This is a genomic window from Sphaerisporangium sp. NPDC049002, from assembly GCF_040649355.1.
Classification (GTDB): Bacteria; Actinomycetota; Actinomycetes; order Streptosporangiales; family Streptosporangiaceae; genus Sphaerisporangium.
The window spans coordinates 1-20,370 of record NZ_JBEZFH010000134.1 but is presented as its reverse complement, the minus strand read 5'-3'; the positions used below and the strand labels follow the sequence as shown (position 1 = coordinate 20,370).

Sequence of the window (20,370 nt, the reverse complement as noted above, 5' to 3'; positions counted from 1 at the left end):
CGGCAACCGGTATCTGGTGCTGGGCCTCGGCTCCGGGCAGGCCGCCGACCTTGTCCCGCCGCCCGACCGGGACGAGCTGATCGCGTACGGGCCGCCGCCTTGCCTGGCTCGCGGAAGCGGAACAGGTTCGTCGTCGGCTTCGACAGCCGCGGGGAGGCCCCCTCCGGGAGGGCGGTGTAGGACTCCCTGATCTGCTCGACGGCCTTGCGATGGGCTGTCATCTGGGCGGTCGTCCTCACCGTGCGATCTGGCATGCCACCACCCCCTAGAACTAAGTGTGTGGAGATCGTCGCTAGAACGCTATCTCCTGAGATGACCACCGACCAGAGTAGACACGTTAAACCCGCGCAAACTCAGGACCCCCCTTCGACGCGCGGTTCAAGCAGGGGTTAGCGTCGTGTCCCAGGCGATCGGGGTCGGGCCCGGATCGCACGATACCAAGCGTTTGCTTTGCCCGCACGGTGCCGTCTATCGTCGACATCGCACCCGAGGAGACACCAATGAGCGACAACGGCGGCCCGGATCCGGAAGATCGCCCCAGGCGGGGCCCCCTGGCCGGGGTCCGCGTGCTGGAGCTGGCCGGGCTCGCGCCGGGGCCCTTCGCCGGCATGATGCTCGCCGACCACGGCGCGGAGGTCCTCCGGGTCGACCGGGTCGCCGCCGTGGCCAGATCCGGCGACCGCCCCCGCACGGACGTCATGGATCGCGGAAAGCGGACCATCGGGCTCGACCTGAAGTCGCCCGAGGGCGTCGCGGCGTTCAAGGAACTGGCCGCGGGCGCCGACGTGGTGATCGAGGTGTTCCGTCCCGGCGTGGCCGAGCGGCTCGGCATCGGGCCCGACGATCTGCTGGCCGTCAACGAGCGGCTCGTCTACGGCCGGATGACCGGCTGGGGCCAGGACGGCCCGCTCGCGGCGACCGCCGGGCACGACATCGACTACATCGCGATCGCCGGCGTCCTGTCGATGCTCGGGCGCGAGGACGGCAAGCCCACTCCCCCGATCAACATCCTCGGCGACTTCGCGGGCGGCGGGCTGATGCTGGCCTACGGGGTGCTGCTCGCCCTGTTCGAGCGCGAGCGCACCGGCCGGGGCCAGGTGGTCGACGCCGCGATGGTGGACGGCGCGGCCATCCTGTTCGCGATGTTCTACCACAGCGCCCAGGCGGGACTGTGGGGCCCGCGCGGCACCAACCTGCTCGACACGGGCGCGCCGATGTACGACACGTACGAGACCGCCGACGGGCGCCACGTGGCGGTCGGGTCGCTGGAGCCGGCGTTCTGGGCCGAGCTGGTGAGCAAGACGGGCCTCACCGACCTGCCCGGCCGCGACGACCGCGCCAACTGGCCGGAGATCCGCGAGCGGCTCGCGGCGGCGTTCAGGTCGAAGACCCGCGCCGAGTGGGAGGAGATCTTCGACGGCTCTGACGCGTGCGTCTCGCCCGTCCTGGACATGGGCGAGGCGGCCCGGCACCCGCACAACACCGCGAGAGGCACGTTCGTCGAGGTCGGCGGCGTCACCCAGCCCGTGCCCGCGCCACGCCTGCTCGGCAGCGGGCGGGGCGACCTCGCCCAGGCGACCCGCCTGCACGACCTGTCGGCGTGGGGCCTGTCCGACGAGCGCGCCAAGGCGCTGCGCGAGGCGGGAGTCCTGGCCTGACACCGCCGCGCCGCTCGGTGCTCCCGGAGCGACGGCCGTGACGGGGGAGGCCGCCTACGCCTGGGCGCGGTCCCTGCCGGGACCGGCCGGGATGGGGTTGTGGCCGGGCAGGACCGCCAGGTAGAGATCGACGCCCGCGCGGTGGTGGACCTCCAGGTCGGTGGTGAAGGCCCGCGCGGGGACCCCGCCGCCCTCGGTGTGCCTCCACACCTGCTGCCATGCCTCGATCAACGCCTGCGGCATCGGGCCGTGCGCCTCGACCTTGAGCGACTGGACGGCCGGCACGCGGACGGCGACCATGCCCTCGGGCAGCCCCGCCGCCGTGCGGATCGCCACGCCGACGATCTGCGTGTAGGACCCCTGGTGACCGCTCTCGTAGTCGATAAGGACGGCGTAGAGGTTCTCGTCGACGCGCCCGGGGACGTGGGCGAAGGCTCCCGGCGCTCCCGCACGCGCCCAAAGGCCCGGCAGCTGCGCTCGCGACGGATCGGCCTCCGCCGCGTTGTTGGTGCGCATGGCGTAGCCGACGACGAGCACCTCGGGCCGTGCAACGATGATCATAGCGCCTCCAACTCCAGGGCCACCCGTCCGCTTGACTCGATCGCGCCGTCAATGTATCCGGACCGGACGATCGCCGTCTCGATCATCGCGCGTAAGGGGTGGCCGATGAGCTCAACCAAGGACATTCGACCCAGATGAGCTGGGGAATCCCATTGTTCCTCATGAATCGCATAGGCTGAGCCAACGTGCGATTCCTCAACGACCAGGCCCCGATCTACGACCTGACCTACAGCGACGTCTTCATGGTCCCGACGCGATCGGCCGTCGGGTCGCGGCTCACCGTCGACCTGTCGACCGGCGACGGCACGGGCACCACCATCCCCATCGTGGTCGCGAACATGACCGCGGTGGCCGGCCGCCGCATGGCCGAGACGATCGCCAGGCGCGGCGGCATCACCGTCATCCCGCAGGACATCCCCTTCGACGTCGTCGCCGAAGTGGTCGACTGGGTCAAGAAGCGCGATCTCGTCCACGACACCCCGATCACGCTGACCCCGCACGAGACCGTCGGGGAGGCGCTGAACCTCCTGCCCAAGCGGGCGCACGGGGCGGTCATCGTGGTCGACTGGGAGAACCGGCCGATCGGCGTCGTCACCGAGGCCGACTGCCACGGGGTCGACATGTTCACCCAGCTCTCCCAGGTGATGTCGGTCTCGCCCATGACCATCCCCGCGGGCACCGATCCCCGGGCGGCGTTCGAGATGCTGCACGACGGCCGGCACCGCCTCGCCCCCGTCGTCGACGGCGACGGGCGGCTGGTCGGGGTCCTCACCCGCACAGGCGCGCTGCGCGCCACGCTGTACGAGCCCGCCCTGGACGCCGGGGGCCGGTTGCGCGTCGCGGCCGCCGTCGGCATCAACGGCGACGTCGCCGCCAAGGCCAAGGAACTCCTGGACGCGGGGGTCGACTGCCTGGTCGTCGACACCGCGCACGGCCACCAGGAGAAGATGCTCTCCGTGCTGTCGGCCGTACGGGCGCTCTCGCCGAACGTCCCCGTGGCCGCCGGGAACGTCGTGACCGCGGCCGGGGTCCGCGACCTGGTCGAGGCGGGCGCCGACATCGTCAAGGTCGGGGTCGGGCCGGGCGCCATGTGCACCACGAGGATGATGACCGGCGTCGGACGGCCGCAGTTCTCCGCCGTCCTCGAATGCGCGGCCGAGGCCCGGGGTCTCGGCAGGCACGTGTGGGCCGACGGCGGCGTGCGCCACCCGCGCGACGTCGCACTCGCCCTCGCGGCCGGCGCGTCCAACGTGATGATCGGATCCTGGTTCGCCGGCACGTACGAGTCGCCCGGCGACGCCCACACCGACGCCAACGGACGCCGGTACAAGGAGAACTTCGGCATGGCCTCCGCGCGTGCCGTAAGGCTGCGCACCGCCGAGGACACGCCCTTCGACCGCGCCCGGAAGGCGCTGTTCGAGGAGGGCATCTCGACCTCGCGCATGTACCTCGACCCGGTCAGGCCGAGCGTCGAGGACCAGATCGACGCCATCGTCGCGGGTCTGCGCTCGTCACTCACCTACTCGGGCGCCACCACGCTGGAGGAGTTCCACGAGCGAGCCATCGTCGGCATCCAAAGCTCCTCCGGCTACTCGGAAGGCATGCCCCTCCACCAGAGCTGGTGACCCCGCCTCAAGGCCCGCCCTCCGACCGGCCCCGACACTTGCCACCGGGGCAATCGCCACCGGCCCTGACACCTGCCACCGCCCCCTGACAATTGCCACCGGCCCTGACACCGCCACCGCAGGACGCCCGCCGTTCCACCGAAGCCGGCATCCGCGTTCGCGACAGCCCACCCGAAGACACGACACTGCACCAGGACCATCTCAAGACACACCGCTAACCACAGTTCGCGATAAGTCACCTCCTCGGGGGACGCAGCTGCACCAGAATTGGGGCGGCCCGGCTCCTTGAGGCATGTCATCGCTCGGGAGCCGGTGAGAACCCGCCTCCCTCGGGTAGTGCGGAGCCGCAAATGAACCCTCTGACCGCGAAGGCGGAATCCCCCCATGATCGGTTCGTCACCCGGACTGGCCTCACCTCTCGCCGCTGACAGGCGACTGCTGGTCAGCTATGACAACTACCCGGCCGCGCAGCGTGCCGTCGACTCGCTCTCGGACTCCGGATATCCGGTCCACAACGTCGCCATCGTCGGAAGCGATCTGCGCCTTGAGGAGACGGTCACCGGACGACTGACCAATGCGCGCGCCGCCCTCTCGGGGGCCATCAGCGGCGCGGTCTTCGGGCTCGTCGTCGGCCTGTTCCTCGGGCTGTTCACCACGACCACCGCCTCGTTCCTCGCGCTCGCCGTCTGGGCGGTGCTGTGGGGCGCCGTGATGGGCGCGGCCTTCGGGTTCGCGAGCCACGCGTTCAAGGGCGGCACCCGGGACTTCACCTCGCGCAGCGTGATCGTGGCCGGCCGGTACGACGTCCTGGTGCCCTCCGCCGCACTGGAGGAGGCCCTGGCCGTGCTGGAGGGCGGCACCCGTCCGGCCGACACGGTCGTGGTCGAACGCCCCCGAACCTCCCCCCTCCCCGGCCACGCTTCCCCGGCGACCCCCGGCCCGGCCCTCCCCGGCCTCGCTTCCCCGGCCGTCCCGGACTCCCCCTCCGGCGACACCCGGCCGACGGACGCCCCCGCCGGGGGCGCCCCGGCGACCGGGTCCGTGTCCACAAGCTCGACCGGTTCTCCGGAGACCGAGCCCCCTGCCACCGGTTTCCCGGAGACCGGGTCCCCGGCGACCGACCCCTCAGCGGCCGGTTCCTCGGCGGCGAGCTCGCCGGCGGCCGGCTCCCCGTCCACCGGTGGGACGACTTCGCCGGACGAGCATGTCGCGACCATGCCGTCCCTGGCGGAGGACGCCGTCAGGACGCCGCCCTCCGCCGAAGAGGCCGTCACCATGCCGGCTTCGGTGAGCGACCACGCCGTCACCATGCCTTCGCCCGCCGGCTCGGCCCGCCCGGCCGCCACCCGGGCCGAGGCCATGGAGGAGGCCACCATCGCCATCCCGCTGTCGACCGTACGAGCCGCCGCGGCACCCTCCGCACCCGAGCCCCTTGCCCCCGAGCCCTCCGCGAGCCCCTCGCCTGCCTCGTCCTCGACGACCTCGAAGGACTCCTCCGAACCCTCGCCGTCGGAGCCCTCCGCCTCCGACCCCGTGGTCACCGGACCCGCCTCCTCCGAAATCGTGAGCCCGGCTGCCGAGGCTGAGCCGGACGCCGCGCCCGATGTCGCGCCGGAGGCCGCCCCGTCGAAGCCGGCCAGGCGCACCACCGCCGCGCGGACGACGTCGACCGCCACCCGTACGAGCTCCACCACCACGCGCGCAAGCTCCGGCACCGCGCGCACGAGCTCCGGCACCGCGCGTACGAGCTCGGCCACCACGCGCGCCGGCTCTACGACCCCCCGGAAGACCACCCGTACGGCCAAGCCGAAGGTCGCCCCCTCGGAATCGCCGGAGGGCGCGCCCTCTGAGGCCCCGCTGACCGAGCCGGCGGCGCCCGGAGCCGAGGCGACTCCAAAGGCCGTCGCCCCGGCCAAGCCCGCCGGGGCGAGGCGCACGACGACGACCCGCTCCACCAAGGCCAAGGTCACCGCGCCGGAGCCGTCGACGGTCGAACCCGCCGACCCCACCCCGGCGACCACCAGCGAGGACACGTCCCCCAAGCCATGACCCGAGGCGTGCCGCGAGGGCGGTCGTGCCGTCCGGCCTGGAACAATGGGGGTGGCTCATGGGGATGGGACCGCGCGTCCCCCACCAGGACGCGGACGGTCTCAGGGGAAGGGCCCTCTCCCGGCACTCGCTTCGTCGAGTGATCGCGGAATGGGCCCTCGCCGCCCGTCCGCGGTCGAGACCCCGTAGAGTCGTGCGGTCGGCCGGAAGGCGGTCGGCGCCTGGTCCAGGCGCGCTCCATGCCACATCGGGGGCGCGCATTCTAATCAAGGAGAACACGTGGCACTCGAGAAGCCCGAGATCGACTTTCCGGAGGGCGACGCGCCGGCGGATCTCGAGATCGTTGACATCACCGTGGGAGACGGTGAGGAGGCCAAGGCGGGGCACATGGTGAACGTGCACTACGTCGGCGTCGCGTTCTCCACCGGTGAGGAGTTCGACGCGTCCTGGAACCGCGGCGACTCCTTCCAGTTCCCGCTTGGCGCCGGTCGCGTCATCGCCGGCTGGGACCAGGGTGTCGCGGGGATGCGCGTCGGCGGTCGTCGCCGGCTCACGATCCCGCCCCACCTCGGCTACGGCAACCGCGGGGCCGGCAACGCGATCAAGCCGGGTGAGACGCTGATCTTCGTGGTCGACCTCCTCGGCGTGAGCTGACCGCTCGCCCGTCCACCGGGGCCACCAGCCCTGACGCCGTGGGAGCCTCCGGCCCGTCGGCTCGCGCGGCACCGCGAGCTCTTCCGGCCCGGCGGCTCCCACGGCGACCCCCCACCGGCCGTACGACCCCGCCGCCGGCGCTTCGGTACCCCCGCCTCGATACGAGCCCTTTACGGGTACCACCGCCGTGATACGAGCCCTTTTGTGGGGACATCGGCGAAGTTCAGGGCTCATCTCGCCTATATCGCCACCTGCGGGAGCGTCCCCTCGGCTGAACTGGCACGATGAGACCTGTGTTGCTCATCGACCTCGCGCGCACCTCGGCTGCCGTCGCGGCCGACTCTGCCCGGCTCGCCAAGATCCGGCATCTCGCCGAGTTGCTGAGCAGGGTCCAGCCCGAGGAAGCGGAGATCGCCGTCGCGTACCTCTCGGGTGAGCTTCCCCAGCGGCAGATCGGCGTCGGCTGGCGAGGCCTGCAGGATCTCCCCGAGCCGCGCCAGATCGCCAGCGCCACTCTCAGCGAGGTGGACGATCTCCTCAGCCGCATAAAGGCCCAGGTGGGGGCGGGTTCCCAGGCTGCCAGGAAGCACCTGGTCGACGAGCTGTTCCGCTCGGCGACCCGCCAGGAGCAGTCCTTTCTCCTGCGCCTGCTAGGGGGCGAGCTGCGTCAAGGGGCGTTGAACGGGGTCATGATCGAGGCGGTCGCCAAGGCGGCCGGCACTCCCTCCGCGGAGGTGCGGCGTGCCCTGACCCTGCGCGGCTGGCTTCCCGCGGTGGGCGCCGCGGCGCTCACCGGCGGCGTCGAGGCCCTGCGCTCGTTCCACCTGGAGGTCGGCCGCCCCGTCTCTCCCATGCTGGCCCAGAGCGCCCCGAACATGACGGCGGCCCTGGCGAAGCTGGGCGGCGGCCCCGCGGCCCTGGAGTGGAAGCTCGACGGCGTGCGCGTCCAGACGCACCGCTCGGGTTCCGACGTCAGTGTGTTCACACGGACTCTGGACGACATCACGGCCCAGGTCCCGGAGCTGGTGGAGGCCGTGCTCGCCCTGCCCGTCGACGACCTGGTGCTCGACGGCGAGGTGATCGCCCTGCGTCCCGACGGCCGTCCCGAGCCCTTCCAGGTGACCGCGAGCCGGGTGGCCAGCAAGATCGACGTCGTACGGTCGCGCGCGACGACACCGCTGAGCGTGTTCTTCTTCGACGCGCTGCGCGTCGGCGGTACGGACCTGCTCGACCTTCCCGACAGCGAGCGGCACGCGGCACTGACGCGAGCCGTGCCCGCCGAGCTGCTGGCGCCGCGCCTCGTCACCGCCGACCCCGAGGAGGGCATGTCGTTCTTCGCCGACGTCCTCCGGCAGGGTCACGAGGGCGTGGTCGTGAAGTCCCCCGCCACGCCGTACGCGGCGGGACGGCGAGGGGCGGGCTGGATCAAGGTGAAGCCACGTCACACCCTCGACCTCGTCGTGCTGGCCGCCGAATGGGGGCACGGCCGGCGTCAGGGCAAGCTGTCGAACCTGCATCTCGGTGCGAGGGACCCCGAGTCGGGCGACTTCGTGATGCTGGGCAAGACGTTCAAGGGCCTCACCGACGAGTTGCTGGCCTGGCAGACCGAGCGGTTCCTCGCGCTCGCCGAAGGACCGAGCGACGAGTGGGTGGTCACGGTACGGCCGGAGATGGTGGTCGAAGTCGCCTTCGACGGGGTCCAGCGTTCCCCGCGCTACCCGGGCGGCGTGGCATTGAGGTTCGCCCGCGTCCTGCGCTACCGCCCCGACAAGCGCCCCGAGGAGGCCGACACCGTGCAGTCCGTCCGCGAGCTGCTCTTCTAACCCCCCGTCGACCACCCGCACTTCCCACCCCGCCGTCACCCCCGCACTTCCCACCCACGGTCGGCCATCCCCGCACCGGCCTTCCCCGCCCCCGAACCAGTCAGCCTTACCGACCCGGCGCCTCGACGCTCGTCCTTCCGGCACGTCGTACCGGCGGAGCGGCCGGTCGCTCCCCCATGTCCTGGGTCAGGCGAACTTCCCCACGGACCCCCGGCCACCGAACACGACCAGGCGTTCCGCGGATCTCTGGCAGGAATCTGATCACCCACGATGTGACTTACGTCACTTTGCGTTCCTTTTACTGCCTTTACTTCCTGTTTGTCCGTTATGGTGCCTGGCATTACGTGATAGGTGATTTGCACCTTGATACGTAGTTGGGACGGCTGACAGGACCGGCTCGGTGGCTTCCCCCACGCTCGTCCGCACCCGCCGTCCCGCGTCCTTGCCCCCTATCTAGGACCGTGGTTCCCTTGGGCCTTCACGCCTCCTCCTCCCGCTGGTACGAGAAGACGGTTCCCCCGCTGAGGGCCGGTGCCCGGCGGCACCTGCGTTCCGCCCTCGCCGTCACCGCCGTGGTCGCCGCGGTGTCGGCGAGCGCCTGGATCGTCGTGGAGAGCGGCGACGACGCACCGGTCACCGCCGCGGCCGGTATCGGGACGGCCCGTCGTACGACCACCGCCACGGCCGCGGCGCATACGGCGAGCGGCACGGTCACCCCCTGGAACCCCCTCGCCTCGGCCGGCCCCTCGGCTTCCGGTTCCGCCACGGCCACGACCTCCGGAGCCGGGCCCCACGCCGCTGCCACTCAGAAACAGGCCGTCGGCCCCCCGGAAGTCGCGGAGCCCACCAAGGCGGCCGAGCCCGCGAGAACCGCCGAGCCCGCGAGAACCGCCGAGCCCGCGAGAACCGCCGAGCCCACGAAGGCGGCCAAGCCGGTGAAGGCGGCGAAGAAGGCCACCGCCAAGAGCAGGGTGATCTCGTCGGGCACCTGCGGAGCGTCGTACTACGACGAGGGCCAGATGACGGCCAGCGGTGAGCGCTTCGACCCGGGCGCGATGACGGCGGCCCACAAGACCCTCCCCATGGGGAGCAAGGTGCGGGTGACCAACCCGCGAAACGGCAGGACCGTGACCGTCCGCATCAACGACCGCGGGCCGTTCGTGAGCGGCCGTTGCCTTGACCTGTCACGAGCCGCCTTCGACGCCATCGGCAGCCTCTCCACCGGTGCCATGACCGTGAAGTACGACGTGCTCGCCCGGTAGGAGCCGGTCCACGGGCACACCAGGCAGAACGGGCCGCACCGAAACAACCCGGCAGGCCGTTCACTCAGCCGAGCGGCTGCGAGCGCCGGGTTACTTGACCGGGCGGAGGGTGAGCGGGTAGCGGAAGTGGGTGTCGCCGATCGCGGACACCGCGCCGATGATGCCGAGCACGAACGCGGCGATCCAGATGAACGGGATGAGGACGACCCCGATGACGGTGAAGGGCAACGCTAGCGTGGCGCCCATCATGGTCAGGTGGAAGTTGAGCGACTCCACCGCGTGCTGACGGATGTACGGCGAGGTCCTCCCCCCGGTCAGCAGCATGATCAGCGGCCCGACGAACGACAGCCCGCAGATCGGGAGCAGGTGCGCGGCGGCGGCGCCGAGCCGATCGCCGCCCGTCAGCGGCGCCGTGTGGTGCGGCCCCATCTGCGGGAGCGGTCGCGGCGCGTGGGGCAGGGGCCGCACGGGATACAGGTCGTGCATGATCGGCGCGAGATCGGCGTGGGTGCGTGCCGTCATCGCGAGGTGAATCCGCTCGTCGAACTCGTCCTTGTCGAGGCGGCCTTCGGTGTAGGCGACGGTGACGTGCTCGACCACCTGATCGCGATCCTGGTTGGTCACCCGAAGCTGAGGGTGAGGCGCCGGCCCCCACCCTCCGGTGGACGGTGTCGCCGGAGGTCTCGCTACCCCTGCCATCAGTGGCCGCACCTTTCGTCGTAATCGGTCGTCCTCCCATTCTCGAAGTTACGGCGAGTCTGGTCTATCCGGAACAACCCCGACCCGACCCGGATCTCGCCCGGAGGCGCCCAATTGTCGGTCGGCCCAGGTATACAAGGGATATGGGATGGCGGGATCGCTATGGAATTCGCCGGCTACGTGGCCGGAACATCGTCAGGTTCGACCGTGAGGCCAACGACGGCGACATCGAGGCGCTGATCGCCTTCGCGAAGTCCCGCCGGGGAGTCGAGTTCTACGTCGAGCCGGAGACCTTCGCCACCGACACGACCGCGGTCGCCGTCGCCCATGACGGCGAATGGACCCGCCGGAGGGTCGGCTCCCCCGCCGTCATCATCAAGGTCGCGAGGAACCTCGCCCTCCCTGTCTACGACGTCCAGCTCACCGGCTACCCGGGCAGGATGCGCGCCTACAACGAGCGCCGCAGGAACAGCCCGGCGCAAGATTGACATCCTCCCCGGCGTGAACGCCGGGGCCATCCCACCTCGTCGCGGGAGTGCTCACCGCTCTCCGCTCTCCGCTACCGGCTCAGGACGGTGTGGTCGTCGAGGAGGCCGAGCATCGGGTGGAGCCATTCCATGCGCGGTGGGCCCATGCTCGCGTCCAGTTCCTCCGGGGTCGGCATGCGGTGACGCAGGATCTCGGGGCTGACCAGTTGCCGCAGACCCTGCGCCAGAAGGTTCGCCATCGAGTACGAGGGGTCGGCGGCAAGGGCCCGTTCGACGGCGATGCCCGCGAGCGCGCAGTCGCCACGACGCCAGGCAGCGGCGCTCAGCAGTGACGCGACCGGGGGAACGAACGCGGGCTCCAGCCTGCGGGTGAGGTCGGCCCACAGGGCGACGTGGGTGTCCTGCGTGTCGTCGCCCATCAGGGTCCACGCCTCGTCGCGGATGCGGATCACGGCCAGGTCGACGCCGAGCCGGGCCGCCTCGTGGTCGGGCAACGGCCCCCGCGAGCCGAAGCCCTCGACCGATCGGCGCACCCGGGCCAGCCCCTCGGCGACGAACTCGGCGGGAACCTCCTCGGGCTTCGGGGTGCCGATGAGCCGCGAGCGCACCTGGGCGGCCACGAGCAGGGTCGCCTCGCGCATCGTGACCCGCGCCGCTCCCCTGGTGGGAGCCACCAACCACTCAAGGCTCTCGCGGTCGGGCAGGGCGACCAGGCCTCCGAGCGTGGCCTGCGCCGCGACCTGACCGGCCACCGGGTCGTACGGCCGCCCCTCGGGAGGGCAGCACTGGATCTGCCGGCAGACATAGGACCAGTAACGCGAGCCCTCGGCGCGGAGGGCTTCTATGACCTCGATGCCCGCGGGGCCGAGCAGTCGCCTGGCTTCGTCGACGGCCGGCGTCACGAGCGGCCCCTCGCCGAACCCGGCGAGAATCGTGTGCGTGACCTTCTCTCGCCGGAGCAACGGCACGAGCCTGTCGATCGCACCGGCCGGAAGTGGCAGGTCCCACCGCGTGGTGACGCGCAGCCTGCCACGCGCACCCCTGCCCGCGAAGGCGATGACGACGAGGCTGTCGACGGGATGGAAGCCCAGAAGATAGGGCACGGCCCCGAGGATGTCGTCGGGAGAGCTGAGGAGAATCGGTGAGGGCGTCATGGGCCGAAGCCTCGTGAACCCGCGACCGGCCGATTCCACCGAACGACGTCCTGTGGAAATCACATACGAGGACTTCCTATCAAACCGGCGGGCACGCGTCGGCGGCTGTCCATCCCTGAAGTGGGAAGACCGTCACCGTACCGCCCCACGACGGCCACCGGCCGAACGGAGGGATCCACAGGGCGAACCCCACGCGGGGCCAGCGATTCGGCCTCAGCGGTCGGAGGGGGCGGGGGCCGGGTGGTGGGGCGCGAGCCGTACGCGGACCATGATGGTGGCTCCGGCGACCGCCGCCGGCATGGCGAAGACGGCCCCGAAGGGGATCAGGAAGATCAGGAAGACCAGCACGCCGAACCCCAGGGACGGGGACTTGTCCGCGCGGAGGAGGGCGAAGCGCTGCTTGCGCGCGAGACCCCGGCGCTCCATGGCGAGCGCGGTCAGCTCCACGGTGAGGAAGAACCCCGAGACGGCCGCGCCCAGCACCGGCACCACGGTCTGCCCGACCACCGGGACGAACCCCAGGATGAACAGCGGGATGGTGAACATCAGCACGTACCCGAGAGTGATCAGGCTGTCCCGTACGGACCGGATGACGGACCGCCAGAAGGGGACGTCGGGGCCCTTGCGCACCTCGCCCATGCTCTCCTCGACGCGCTCGGAGAGTTTCTCGTAGAACGGGTCGCCGATCACCAGCGTGGCGGCGGTGAAGGTGATGACGGCCAGCACGAGGCCGAGCGCGAAGACGACGAGACCCAGCAGGACCCGCAGGGTGTCGCGGACGCCCGCGCTCCAGCCGTCCGCGAACGGGGTGGCCCAGGCCGCGAGGTCGCCCGCGTAGGTGCCGAGCAGCACCAGCGCGACGATGTAGAGGGCCAGCGCGATGAGGGCGGGGATGAGCCCGAAGAGCCACTGACGCGGGTTCCTGGCGACCCAGCCGAGCCCCTGGAAGAAGTATTTGATCCCGTCGGCGAAGCCACCGATCCCGCGGCGGATGGGCTGGCCCATGCTGTTCATGCCCGGCAGGCTAATGCCTTCCGCGAGGATCGTCGCAAGATCAGTGGAAAGATCCCTGTTTCCAGAGGGATGTCACGGGGACGCCCAGGTCGGCGAACAGCCGCCGGAGCAGGGGAAGCGAGATGCCGAGCACGTTGCCGTGGTCGCCCTCGATGCCGTCGACGAACCAGCCGCCGAGTCCGTCGAGGGTGAACGCGCCCGCCACCCGCAGCGGCTCGCCGCTGGCCGCGTAGGCGGCGATCTCCTCGTCGCTGGGCTCGCCGAAGCGCACCACCGTCGCCCCGACCTCGGACGCCATGGCCCCCGTCTCGGTGTCGATCACGCAGTGCCCGGTGAGGAGCCTGCCCGTACGGCCGCGCATCGACCGCCAGCGCGCCACGGCCTCCTCGGCCGAGCGGGGCTTGCCGTACGCCTGGCCGTCGAACTCAAGGATGGAGTCGCAGCCGATGACGAGACCCGTGGTGAGGACCTCCGCCACGACCGAAGCCTTGGCGCGGGCCAGAACCAGGCAGAGCTCGGCGGGTGACCCGGCGGTCACGGCGTCCTCGTCGACACCGCTGACGACGACGGTGGGGTCGAGGCCCGCGCTGCGCAGGAGCGCGAGCCGGGCGGGCGAGGAGGAGGCGAGGACGATCTCGGTCATGTCATCCGAGCCTAGAGGAACCCGGGGACCCGTACGCCCGGGAAAGGACGGACGCCCCTCGCCCGAGCGCCCCGGTCACGCCCCGAAGCCGGGGACCGGCCGAGCGTCCAGGAGGGCCCTACAGGGCACGCACGCTGGACATCACGGTGTTGATGTCCGCCCAGCGCTTCTTCTGGGCGTCGGGGATCGTGATGAAGACCAGGGCCGGCTTGGAGGAGGAGACCTCCACCAGGGCGACCGCCGCCGTCGACACGTGCTTCTTGCCACCGGCCTTGTAGCTCACGCGGTACCCGAGCAGCCAGCCCTTCTGCTTGCCCGCCTTGATCGGCTGTGAGGCCGTCCACGTGATCTTCGAGCCCACCGGATGGTAGTTCAGGGTCCAGCGCGCCGCGAGGAAGGCGGTGTCCTTGAGGTCCTCCTGGACCGCGATCGGCACCGGGCACGACGCCAGCAGTGCCCGGTGTCCCGCCCCCTTGACCGCGGGAAGCGTGCGCCGCGTGGAGAACGGCGAGGACTTGGTGAGCTTCCACGCCTTGGTGAAGCGCGTGAACGTGACGCCGGACCGCCGGTCCTTCACCCGCCCCTTCGCCGGGGCGGCACGCCCGCGGAAGTCGGCGAGCTTCCGGTCTGCGGGCAGCGGCGGGACGCGCGGGTCCGCCTGGGCCGTGGCGAGCGCGCTGCTGCCGGGCGTGGGCACCGGCGACGCCGAGCCCTGCGCGGAGACCTCGGAGGGCCCCGAGGCCGAGGCGGGCACCGACGGGACGACCGCCGCCGACCCGGAGACCGACGGCACCGAAGACGCCCCGGAAGCGGAGAGCGACGGCATCGAAGACGCCCCGGAAGCGGAGAGCGCGGACGGCTCCGCCGAGACCGGAGGAGCCTCGGACGCGCCGGACGAGGGCGCGGGCAGCGTGGCCAGGGGCTCCCCTCCGGTGGGTCCCGCGGCGCTCGGCGTGCCCTTGTGCGAGCCCGTCGCGAAGAAGACGACGCCCGCCGTCACGACGGCGAGTACGGCGAGGGCGGAGGCGACGCCGCGGTAGATGACACGCATCGGCAGGTCGCCCAGCCTGGAGATCAGGGAGCGCTTGACGGGCGGTGGCGTTGGAAGAGGAGGAGGCTCCTCGGCCGTGATCTTGGGCAGCGGCGCGGTCTCCGCGTCCGCTGTCACATACGTTGGGACGGCCTTGGTCCCGTAGTTCCCACCCACCCCATTTGGCACGATCGGAGCGTACGGCAAATCCCCCATGCGCGTCTGAGTTCCCGATCACACTTCGGGAACGGAGTGCCTGCCGCACAGGGGTTCGCGTACGCTCTGACCTCCGCGTTCGCCCCCCGGTCAATGGCCTCGCCCTACCGCGGCGGATTGCGCAGCGGCCCCCATCCGGCCGGGCGGTGGCCGCCCGCCCGCAGCCACGGCGCGTCCGCGACGACCGTGCGGGAACCCGGCTCGATCTCGGTGAACCCCGCGTCGCGGACGACGGGAAGCCCGCTGTCCACCAGCGCCGCCCACCGGCGCGGCCCGGCGGTCCGTACGGCGACCGGCAGCCCCTCGGCGTGCCACGCGGCACGGGTGGGCTCGTCGGTGCCCCACCAGGCGAGCTGCACCGCGTGACCGGCCTGGGCCATGGCCTTGCCCGCGGACATGTCCAGCGACGGGTTGAGCCACAGCACCGCCGCGCCGGGCGGGGGCGGCTCCGGCGGCCCGGTGTCGTTCAGGTCGGTGCCGGAGACCTGGAGCCGGGACAGCTCCTTCGGCCAGGCGTCGAGCGGGATCGGCGGGTGAACGCGCACCTCGGCCGACCGCACCGCGACCGTGATCCCGGGCAGCTCCTCCACGCGCCGCCACTCGACGCCCCTGGCCCTGCGCACCACTTTCCTGATGCCGATGGTCTCCCACGCCTGGACGGACTCCGCCCACTCGCCGCTCACCGCGCGCTCGTCGGTCAGCAGGGTCAGCACGGCGAGCGCCGCCGCCTCCAGGGCGTCGGTGCGCTCGGGCGGATCGGCGCGCTCGATGCGGACGACAAGGGGAAGCACTCTTTGGTCTGGCCGGCTCACGTCCCAAGGATCTCAGCCCCGCCGCACACCGGTCCGGCCCGTCCGCCCTTTGGGACGCACCACCGTCACACTCGCGCCCGTACGCGCGGACCTCATCCCACGGTGGCCACCGGTTCCGCCGGGGAACCGGTGCCCGCGCGCGCCCCGCCGTCGCGGGTCACCCTCAGGGACATGATGGCGGCGAGGACGCAGAGCAGGCCGGCCCCGTACCAGGCCGCGTCGTAGTGGCCGAGGTGGTCGCGGGTCACGCCGGCCGCCACCGCCGCGATGGCCGCGCCGACCTGGTGGGAGGCGAACACCCAGCCGAACACCACGGCGCCGTCGGGGCCGTGGAGCGTGCGGCACAGCGCCACGGTCGGCGGCACGGTGGCGACCCAGTCGAGGCCGTAGAAGATGATGAAGATCAGCATGCTGGGCTCGGCCGTCGCCGCGAACAGGGTGGGCAGGATCAGCAGCGAGGCGCCGCGCAGCGCGTAGTAGGCCCCCAGCAGCAGCCTCGGGTCGACCCGGTCGCTGAGCCAGCCGGAGAAGACGGTCCCGGCCACGTCGAAGACGCCGATGAGCGCGAGCAGGCCCGCCGCGGTGGTCTGGGGCATGCCGTGGTCGTGCGCCGCGGGGATGAAGTGGGTGCCCACCAGGCCGTTGGTGCTCGCGCCGCAGATGGCGAAGCCTCCCACGAGGAACCAGAACGACCGGGTGCGCGCCGCCGACCTCAGCACGGTCACCGCCCGCACCGCCGCCCCTCCCTTGCGCGCCACGGGCGCCGTACGCCCCCCAACGCCTCCGGCTCCGGGAGCCTCCGCGGCACCGGCCGCGGGGACGGGTTCGGCTCCGAGTGCGGTCAGGCCGACGTCCTGCGGGTGGTCGCGCAGCAGGAACCAGACCAGCGGCACGACCGTCAGCGCGGCCCCGGCGACCACCAGCGCGGCCGCCCGCCATCCCGGTCCCTCGGCGATCCAGGCCAGCGCGGGCAGGAAGACGAGCTGGCCCGCCGCTCCTCCGGCCGTGAGCACTCCGGTGACCAAGCCCCGGTGCCGTACGAACCACCGGTCGGTGACCGTGGCGACGAAGACCAGTGCCATCGACCCGGTGCCGAGCCCGACCAGGACGCCCCAGCACGCGACGAGCTGCCAGCTCGCCGTCATGAACACCGTGAGCCCGCTGCCGAGGGCGACGAGCAGCAGCGCGGAGGCGACGACGCGGCGCATGCCCAGACGGTCCATCAGCGCCGCGGCGAACGGCGCGGTGAGGCCGTACAGCATCAGGTTCACCGAGACGGCGAGCGAGATCGTCCCCCGCGTCCAGCCGAACTCCTCCTCAAGCGGGGTGATGAGGACTCCGGGCGTGGCCCGGAACCCCGCGGCTCCCACGATCGCGACGAAGGCGACTCCCGCCACCACCCAGGCCCGGTGCGGTCGCCGCCTCCGCTTCACATCCATCGTCAGCGTCATGCCGACAATGATGGATTCCGGCCCACATACCGGGCGAGTGGCTTGATAGCCAATATGTGAAAGAATCCGGCCATGGCTCATCGCGTCGCGGTCCTCGCCCTAGACGACTTCGCCACCCTCGACCTCGGGATCCCCGGCCAGGTCTTCTGGATCGCCGAGGACGCCGCGGACCGCCGGCTGTACGAGGTCGTGACCTGCACCCCCGGCGGGCGGCCCGTGCGCAGCTCGGCGGGCTTCAGCGTCGTGCCCGACCACGATCTCTCGGTCCTCCGCACGGCCGACACCGTGGTGGTCCCCGGCATCCACGGCGGCTCGCCGCTCGTCGACGGCACCGTGGACGACGAGGTCCGCGACGCCCTGCTGGAGGCGTCGTCACGCTCCCGGCTGATGTCGATCTGCACGGGGGCCTTCGTGCTGGCGGCGGCCGGGCTTCTCGACGGAAGGCCCGCGACGACCCACTGGAGGAACGCCGACCGGTTCCGTTCGCTGTTCCCCCGGGTCCTCCTCGACCCCGACGTGCTGTTCATCGACGACGGCGACCTGCTGACCTCGGCGGGCGTCGCCGCCGGCATCGACCTGTGCCTGCACGTCGTCCGGCGCGACCACGGCAGCGAGGTGGCCAACCGGGCGGCGCGGCGCTGCGTGACCCCGCCCTGGCGGGAGGGCGGCCAGGCGCAGTTCATCGAACGCCCCCTGCCCGAGCCCGGAGGCGCCACCACCGCCCCCACCAGGGCCTGGATGCTCGAACGGCTGGGAGAGCGGCTCGACCTCGCCACCCAGGCCAGGCACGCCCGCATGAGCGTGCGCACGTTCACCCGCCGGTTCCGCGAGGAGACCGGGCTGAGCCCGGCCCGATGGCTCAGCCGCCAGCGCGTGGAGCACGCTCGCCACCTGCTGGAGACCACCGACCTGCCGGTGGACCAGGTGGCCGTCCGGTCGGGCTTCGGCACGGCCGTCTCGCTACGCCAGCACCTGCACGCGACCGTGGGCGTCGCGCCGCTGACCTACCGCCACACCTTCAGGTCCTGAGGGGGTCACGGCTCACCGCGACGGCCGGCCCCGGTGTTCCGCAGCACCGTCCAAGGCCGATCAGAGCCTGCCGCCCGCCCGGAGACCCTGTCGTTCTCCGGCTCCGCGCGCCATGATGGCGAGCGTCTGACCAACCGACAGTGAGCAGGTGAGCATGTCGTACGCGGAGGTCTTCGCGAATGCCATCACCGATCCCGACGGCTTCTGGGGCGACGCCGCCAAGGCCGTGAGCTGGGACCGCGCCCCCGACAAGGTGCTGGACGCGGAGGGGGCACCGTTCTACCGGTGGTTCAGCGGCGGGGAGCTGAACACCTGCCACAACGCGCTCGACAGGCATGTGGACGGTGGGCGGGGCGACCAGGCGGCCCTGGTTTACGACAGTCCCGTCACCGGCACGGCCCGCACGTACACCTACGCGGAGCTGCTGTCGCAGGTGGCGCTGTTCGCCGGGGTGCTCAGGGGGCTCGGCGTCGGCAGGGGCGACCGGGTGGTCGTCTACATGCCGATGGTGCCCGAGGCCGTGGTCGCCATGCTCGCCTGCGCCCGCCTCGGGGCCGTCCACTCGGTGGTGTTCGGCGGCTTCGCCCCCCGCGAACTGGCCATGCGCATCGACGACGCCCGGCCGGTGGTCGTCGTGTCCGCCTCATGCGGCATCGAGCCCGCCAGGATCGTGCCGTACAAGCCGATGCTGGACGGCGCGCTCGACCTCGCCGGGCACAAGCCCGCCGCATGCGTCATCCTGCGGCGTGAGCAGGCCCCCGCGACGCTGGTGCCCGGCCGGGACCTCGACTGGGACGAGGCGATGGCCGCGGCGGTCCCCGCCGGCTGCGTGCCGGTCGCGGCCACCGACCCGCTCTACATCCTCTACACCAGCGGAACCACAGGGAAGCCCAAGGGTGTGGTGCGCGACAACGGGGGCCACGCGGTCGCGCTGCTGTGGAGCATGCGCAACGTCTACGACATCGCGCCGGGCGAGGTGTTCTGGGCGGCCTCCGACGTCGGCTGGGTGGTCGGCCACTCCTACATCGTGTACGGCCCGTTGCTCCTCGGCGCGACGACGGTCCTCTACGAGGGCAAGCCGGTGGGCACGCCGGACGCGGGGGCCTTCTGGCGGGTGATCGCCGACCACGGCGTGAACGCGCTGTTCACCGCGCCGACGGCGTTCCGGGCGATCAAGAAGGAGGACCCGTCGGCGGCGCTCCTCGCCAAATACGACATCTCATCGCTCAGGACGCTGTTCCTGGCCGGCGAGCGGCTCGATCCGGACACCTACCACTGGGCCACGGAGAACCTGGGCGTGCCCGTGGTCGACCACTGGTGGCAGACGGAGACCGGCTGGCCGGTGGCCGCCAACCTGCGCGGCCTCGCCCCCATGCCGATCAAGCCCGGCTCCCCCACGGTCCCCGTGCCGGGGTACGACGTGCGGGTCCTCGATCCGGACGGCGGGGTCTGCGCCCCGGGCGAGGAGGGCGCGATCTGCCTGCGCCTGCCGCTCCCTCCCGGCACGCTTCCCACGCTCTGGCAGGACGACGAGCGCTATGTCGCGTCCTACCTGTCGGCCTATCCCGGCCACTACCTGACCGGCGACGGCGGCCACCTCGACGAGGACGGCTACCTGTTCGTCATGGGCCGCACCGACGACGTCATCAACGTGGCCGGGCACCGCCTGTCCACCGGTTCGATGGAGGCGGTGCTGGCGGGGCATCCCGCCGTGGCCGAATGCGCGGTGATCGGCGTCGCCGACGAGCTGAAGGGGCAGGTGCCGCGCGGGCTGGTCGTACTCAAGAGCGGCGTCCAGGCCGACCCCGGCACACTGCGCGACGAGCTGGTACGGCTGGTCCGCGACCAGGTCGGGGCGGTGGCGAGCCTGAGGCGGATCGACATCGTCCCGGGCCTGCCCAAGACCCGCTCGGGCAAGATCCTTCGCAAGACCATGCGGGGCATCGCCGACGGCACCGACGAGCCGGCCCCCTCCACCATCGAGGACGCCTCCGTACTCGACCTGCTGCGCCCGGTGCTGCGAAACCGCGACGCCTGATGGCCGCGGACTTCCAGAAAGCCGGCTCATAGGGCGATCCGGCATCGAAGGCGGGGACCACCCGGCGCAGTCCACCGCGTGTGCGGATCACCTGCCCGGAAACGACGACGAACCCGCCCGAACGAGGAGATCGCACGCGCACCCACCGCCAGCACCCCCCCCCC

17 protein-coding genes are annotated in these 20,370 nt (G+C 71.8%); 9 read left to right on the top strand and 8 right to left on the bottom strand.

The genetic code is table 11. The features are described 5' to 3' along the window. Positions 1–500 precede the first annotated feature (500 nt). Positions 501–1,658: a CaiB/BaiF CoA-transferase family protein gene (locus AB0B89_RS24190; RefSeq protein WP_358556947.1), complete on the top strand. Its 1,158-nt coding sequence runs from the start codon at positions 501–503 to the stop codon at positions 1,656–1,658. A 54-nt stretch (positions 1,659–1,712) separates the two neighbouring features. Here the strand turns inward: AB0B89_RS24190 and AB0B89_RS24185 are convergent, their stop codons facing one another. Continuing rightward, a complete protein-coding gene (locus tag AB0B89_RS24185; protein WP_358556944.1) occupies positions 1,713–2,219 on the bottom strand; it encodes an effector binding domain-containing protein in 507 nt (168 codons plus the stop codon). Positions 2,220–2,404: 185 nt separating this feature from the next. On the opposite strand from AB0B89_RS24185, the gene AB0B89_RS24180 reads away from it, so the two are divergent. The 5 genes from AB0B89_RS24180 (at position 2,405) to AB0B89_RS24160 (ending at position 9,632) form a co-directional block, all read left to right on the top strand. Beyond that, a complete protein-coding gene (locus AB0B89_RS24180) occupies positions 2,405–3,844 on the top strand; it encodes a GuaB1 family IMP dehydrogenase-related protein (RefSeq protein WP_358556941.1) in 1,440 nt (479 codons plus the stop codon). 384 nt (positions 3,845–4,228) lie between these two features. Next, the gene (locus AB0B89_RS24175) at positions 4,229–5,893 is read left to right on the top strand and encodes a general stress protein (protein ID WP_358556938.1); all 1,665 of its coding nucleotides are present in this window, start codon (positions 4,229–4,231) and stop codon (positions 5,891–5,893) included. 279 nt (positions 5,894–6,172) lie between these two features. Continuing rightward, a complete protein-coding gene (locus tag AB0B89_RS24170; RefSeq protein ID WP_358556935.1) occupies positions 6,173–6,547 on the top strand; it encodes an FKBP-type peptidyl-prolyl cis-trans isomerase in 375 nt (124 codons plus the stop codon). A gap of 284 nt (positions 6,548–6,831) precedes the next feature. After that, positions 6,832–8,370 carry an ATP-dependent DNA ligase gene (locus tag AB0B89_RS24165; protein ID WP_358556932.1) on the top strand — a complete coding sequence of 513 codons (1,539 nt, stop codon included), beginning with the start codon at positions 6,832–6,834 and terminating at the stop codon, positions 8,368–8,370. A gap of 470 nt (positions 8,371–8,840) precedes the next feature. Beyond that, positions 8,841–9,632, top strand: a complete 792-nt coding sequence (locus tag AB0B89_RS24160) for a septal ring lytic transglycosylase RlpA family protein (RefSeq protein WP_358556929.1) — start codon at positions 8,841–8,843, stop codon at positions 9,630–9,632. A 90-nt stretch (positions 9,633–9,722) separates the two neighbouring features. Here the strand turns inward: AB0B89_RS24160 and AB0B89_RS24155 are convergent, their stop codons facing one another. Beyond that, on the bottom strand, positions 9,723–10,256 hold the full coding sequence (locus AB0B89_RS24155) for a DUF1707 and DUF4870 domain-containing protein (RefSeq protein WP_358556926.1): 534 nt from the start codon (positions 10,254–10,256) through the stop codon (positions 9,723–9,725). Between the two features lie 218 nt (positions 10,257–10,474). On the opposite strand from AB0B89_RS24155, the gene AB0B89_RS24150 reads away from it, so the two are divergent. Further along, positions 10,475–10,819 (top strand): hypothetical protein, encoded by a 345-nt coding sequence (locus AB0B89_RS24150; protein ID WP_358556923.1) that lies wholly within the window; start codon positions 10,475–10,477, stop codon positions 10,817–10,819. 71 nt (positions 10,820–10,890) lie between these two features. Here the strand turns inward: AB0B89_RS24150 and AB0B89_RS24145 are convergent, their stop codons facing one another. The 6 genes from AB0B89_RS24145 to AB0B89_RS24120 form a co-directional block, all read right to left on the bottom strand. Then, positions 10,891–11,973, bottom strand: coding sequence for a DUF4192 domain-containing protein (locus AB0B89_RS24145; protein ID WP_358556921.1), 1,083 nt, complete (start codon positions 11,971–11,973; stop codon positions 10,891–10,893). Between the two features lie 213 nt (positions 11,974–12,186). Further along, the gene (locus AB0B89_RS24140) at positions 12,187–12,987 is read right to left on the bottom strand and encodes an EI24 domain-containing protein (protein WP_358556918.1); all 801 of its coding nucleotides are present in this window, start codon (positions 12,985–12,987) and stop codon (positions 12,187–12,189) included. Between the two features lie 40 nt (positions 12,988–13,027). Next, a complete protein-coding gene (locus tag AB0B89_RS24135) occupies positions 13,028–13,630 on the bottom strand; it encodes a nucleoside triphosphate pyrophosphatase (protein ID WP_358556915.1) in 603 nt (200 codons plus the stop codon). 118 nt (positions 13,631–13,748) lie between these two features. Beyond that, positions 13,749–14,798, bottom strand: coding sequence for a hypothetical protein (locus tag AB0B89_RS24130; protein WP_358556912.1), 1,050 nt, complete (start codon positions 14,796–14,798; stop codon positions 13,749–13,751). Between the two features lie 182 nt (positions 14,799–14,980). Continuing rightward, on the bottom strand, positions 14,981–15,688 hold the full coding sequence (locus AB0B89_RS24125; protein ID WP_358556909.1) for a peptidyl-tRNA hydrolase: 708 nt from the start codon (positions 15,686–15,688) through the stop codon (positions 14,981–14,983). A gap of 92 nt (positions 15,689–15,780) precedes the next feature. Further along, entirely contained in the window at positions 15,781–17,139 is a 1,359-nt protein-coding gene (locus tag AB0B89_RS24120) for an MFS transporter (protein WP_358556906.1), read from the bottom strand. Between the two features lie 72 nt (positions 17,140–17,211). On the opposite strand from AB0B89_RS24120, the gene AB0B89_RS24115 reads away from it, so the two are divergent. Together AB0B89_RS24115 and AB0B89_RS24110 are read left to right on the top strand one after the other, a co-directional pair. Further along, positions 17,212–18,168 (top strand): helix-turn-helix domain-containing protein, encoded by a 957-nt coding sequence (locus tag AB0B89_RS24115; protein WP_358556904.1) that lies wholly within the window; start codon positions 17,212–17,214, stop codon positions 18,166–18,168. Positions 18,169–18,322: 154 nt separating this feature from the next. Continuing rightward, positions 18,323–20,206 carry a propionyl-CoA synthetase gene (locus AB0B89_RS24110; RefSeq protein WP_358556950.1) on the top strand — a complete coding sequence of 628 codons (1,884 nt, stop codon included), beginning with the start codon at positions 18,323–18,325 and terminating at the stop codon, positions 20,204–20,206. Positions 20,207–20,370: the final 164 nt, after the last annotated feature.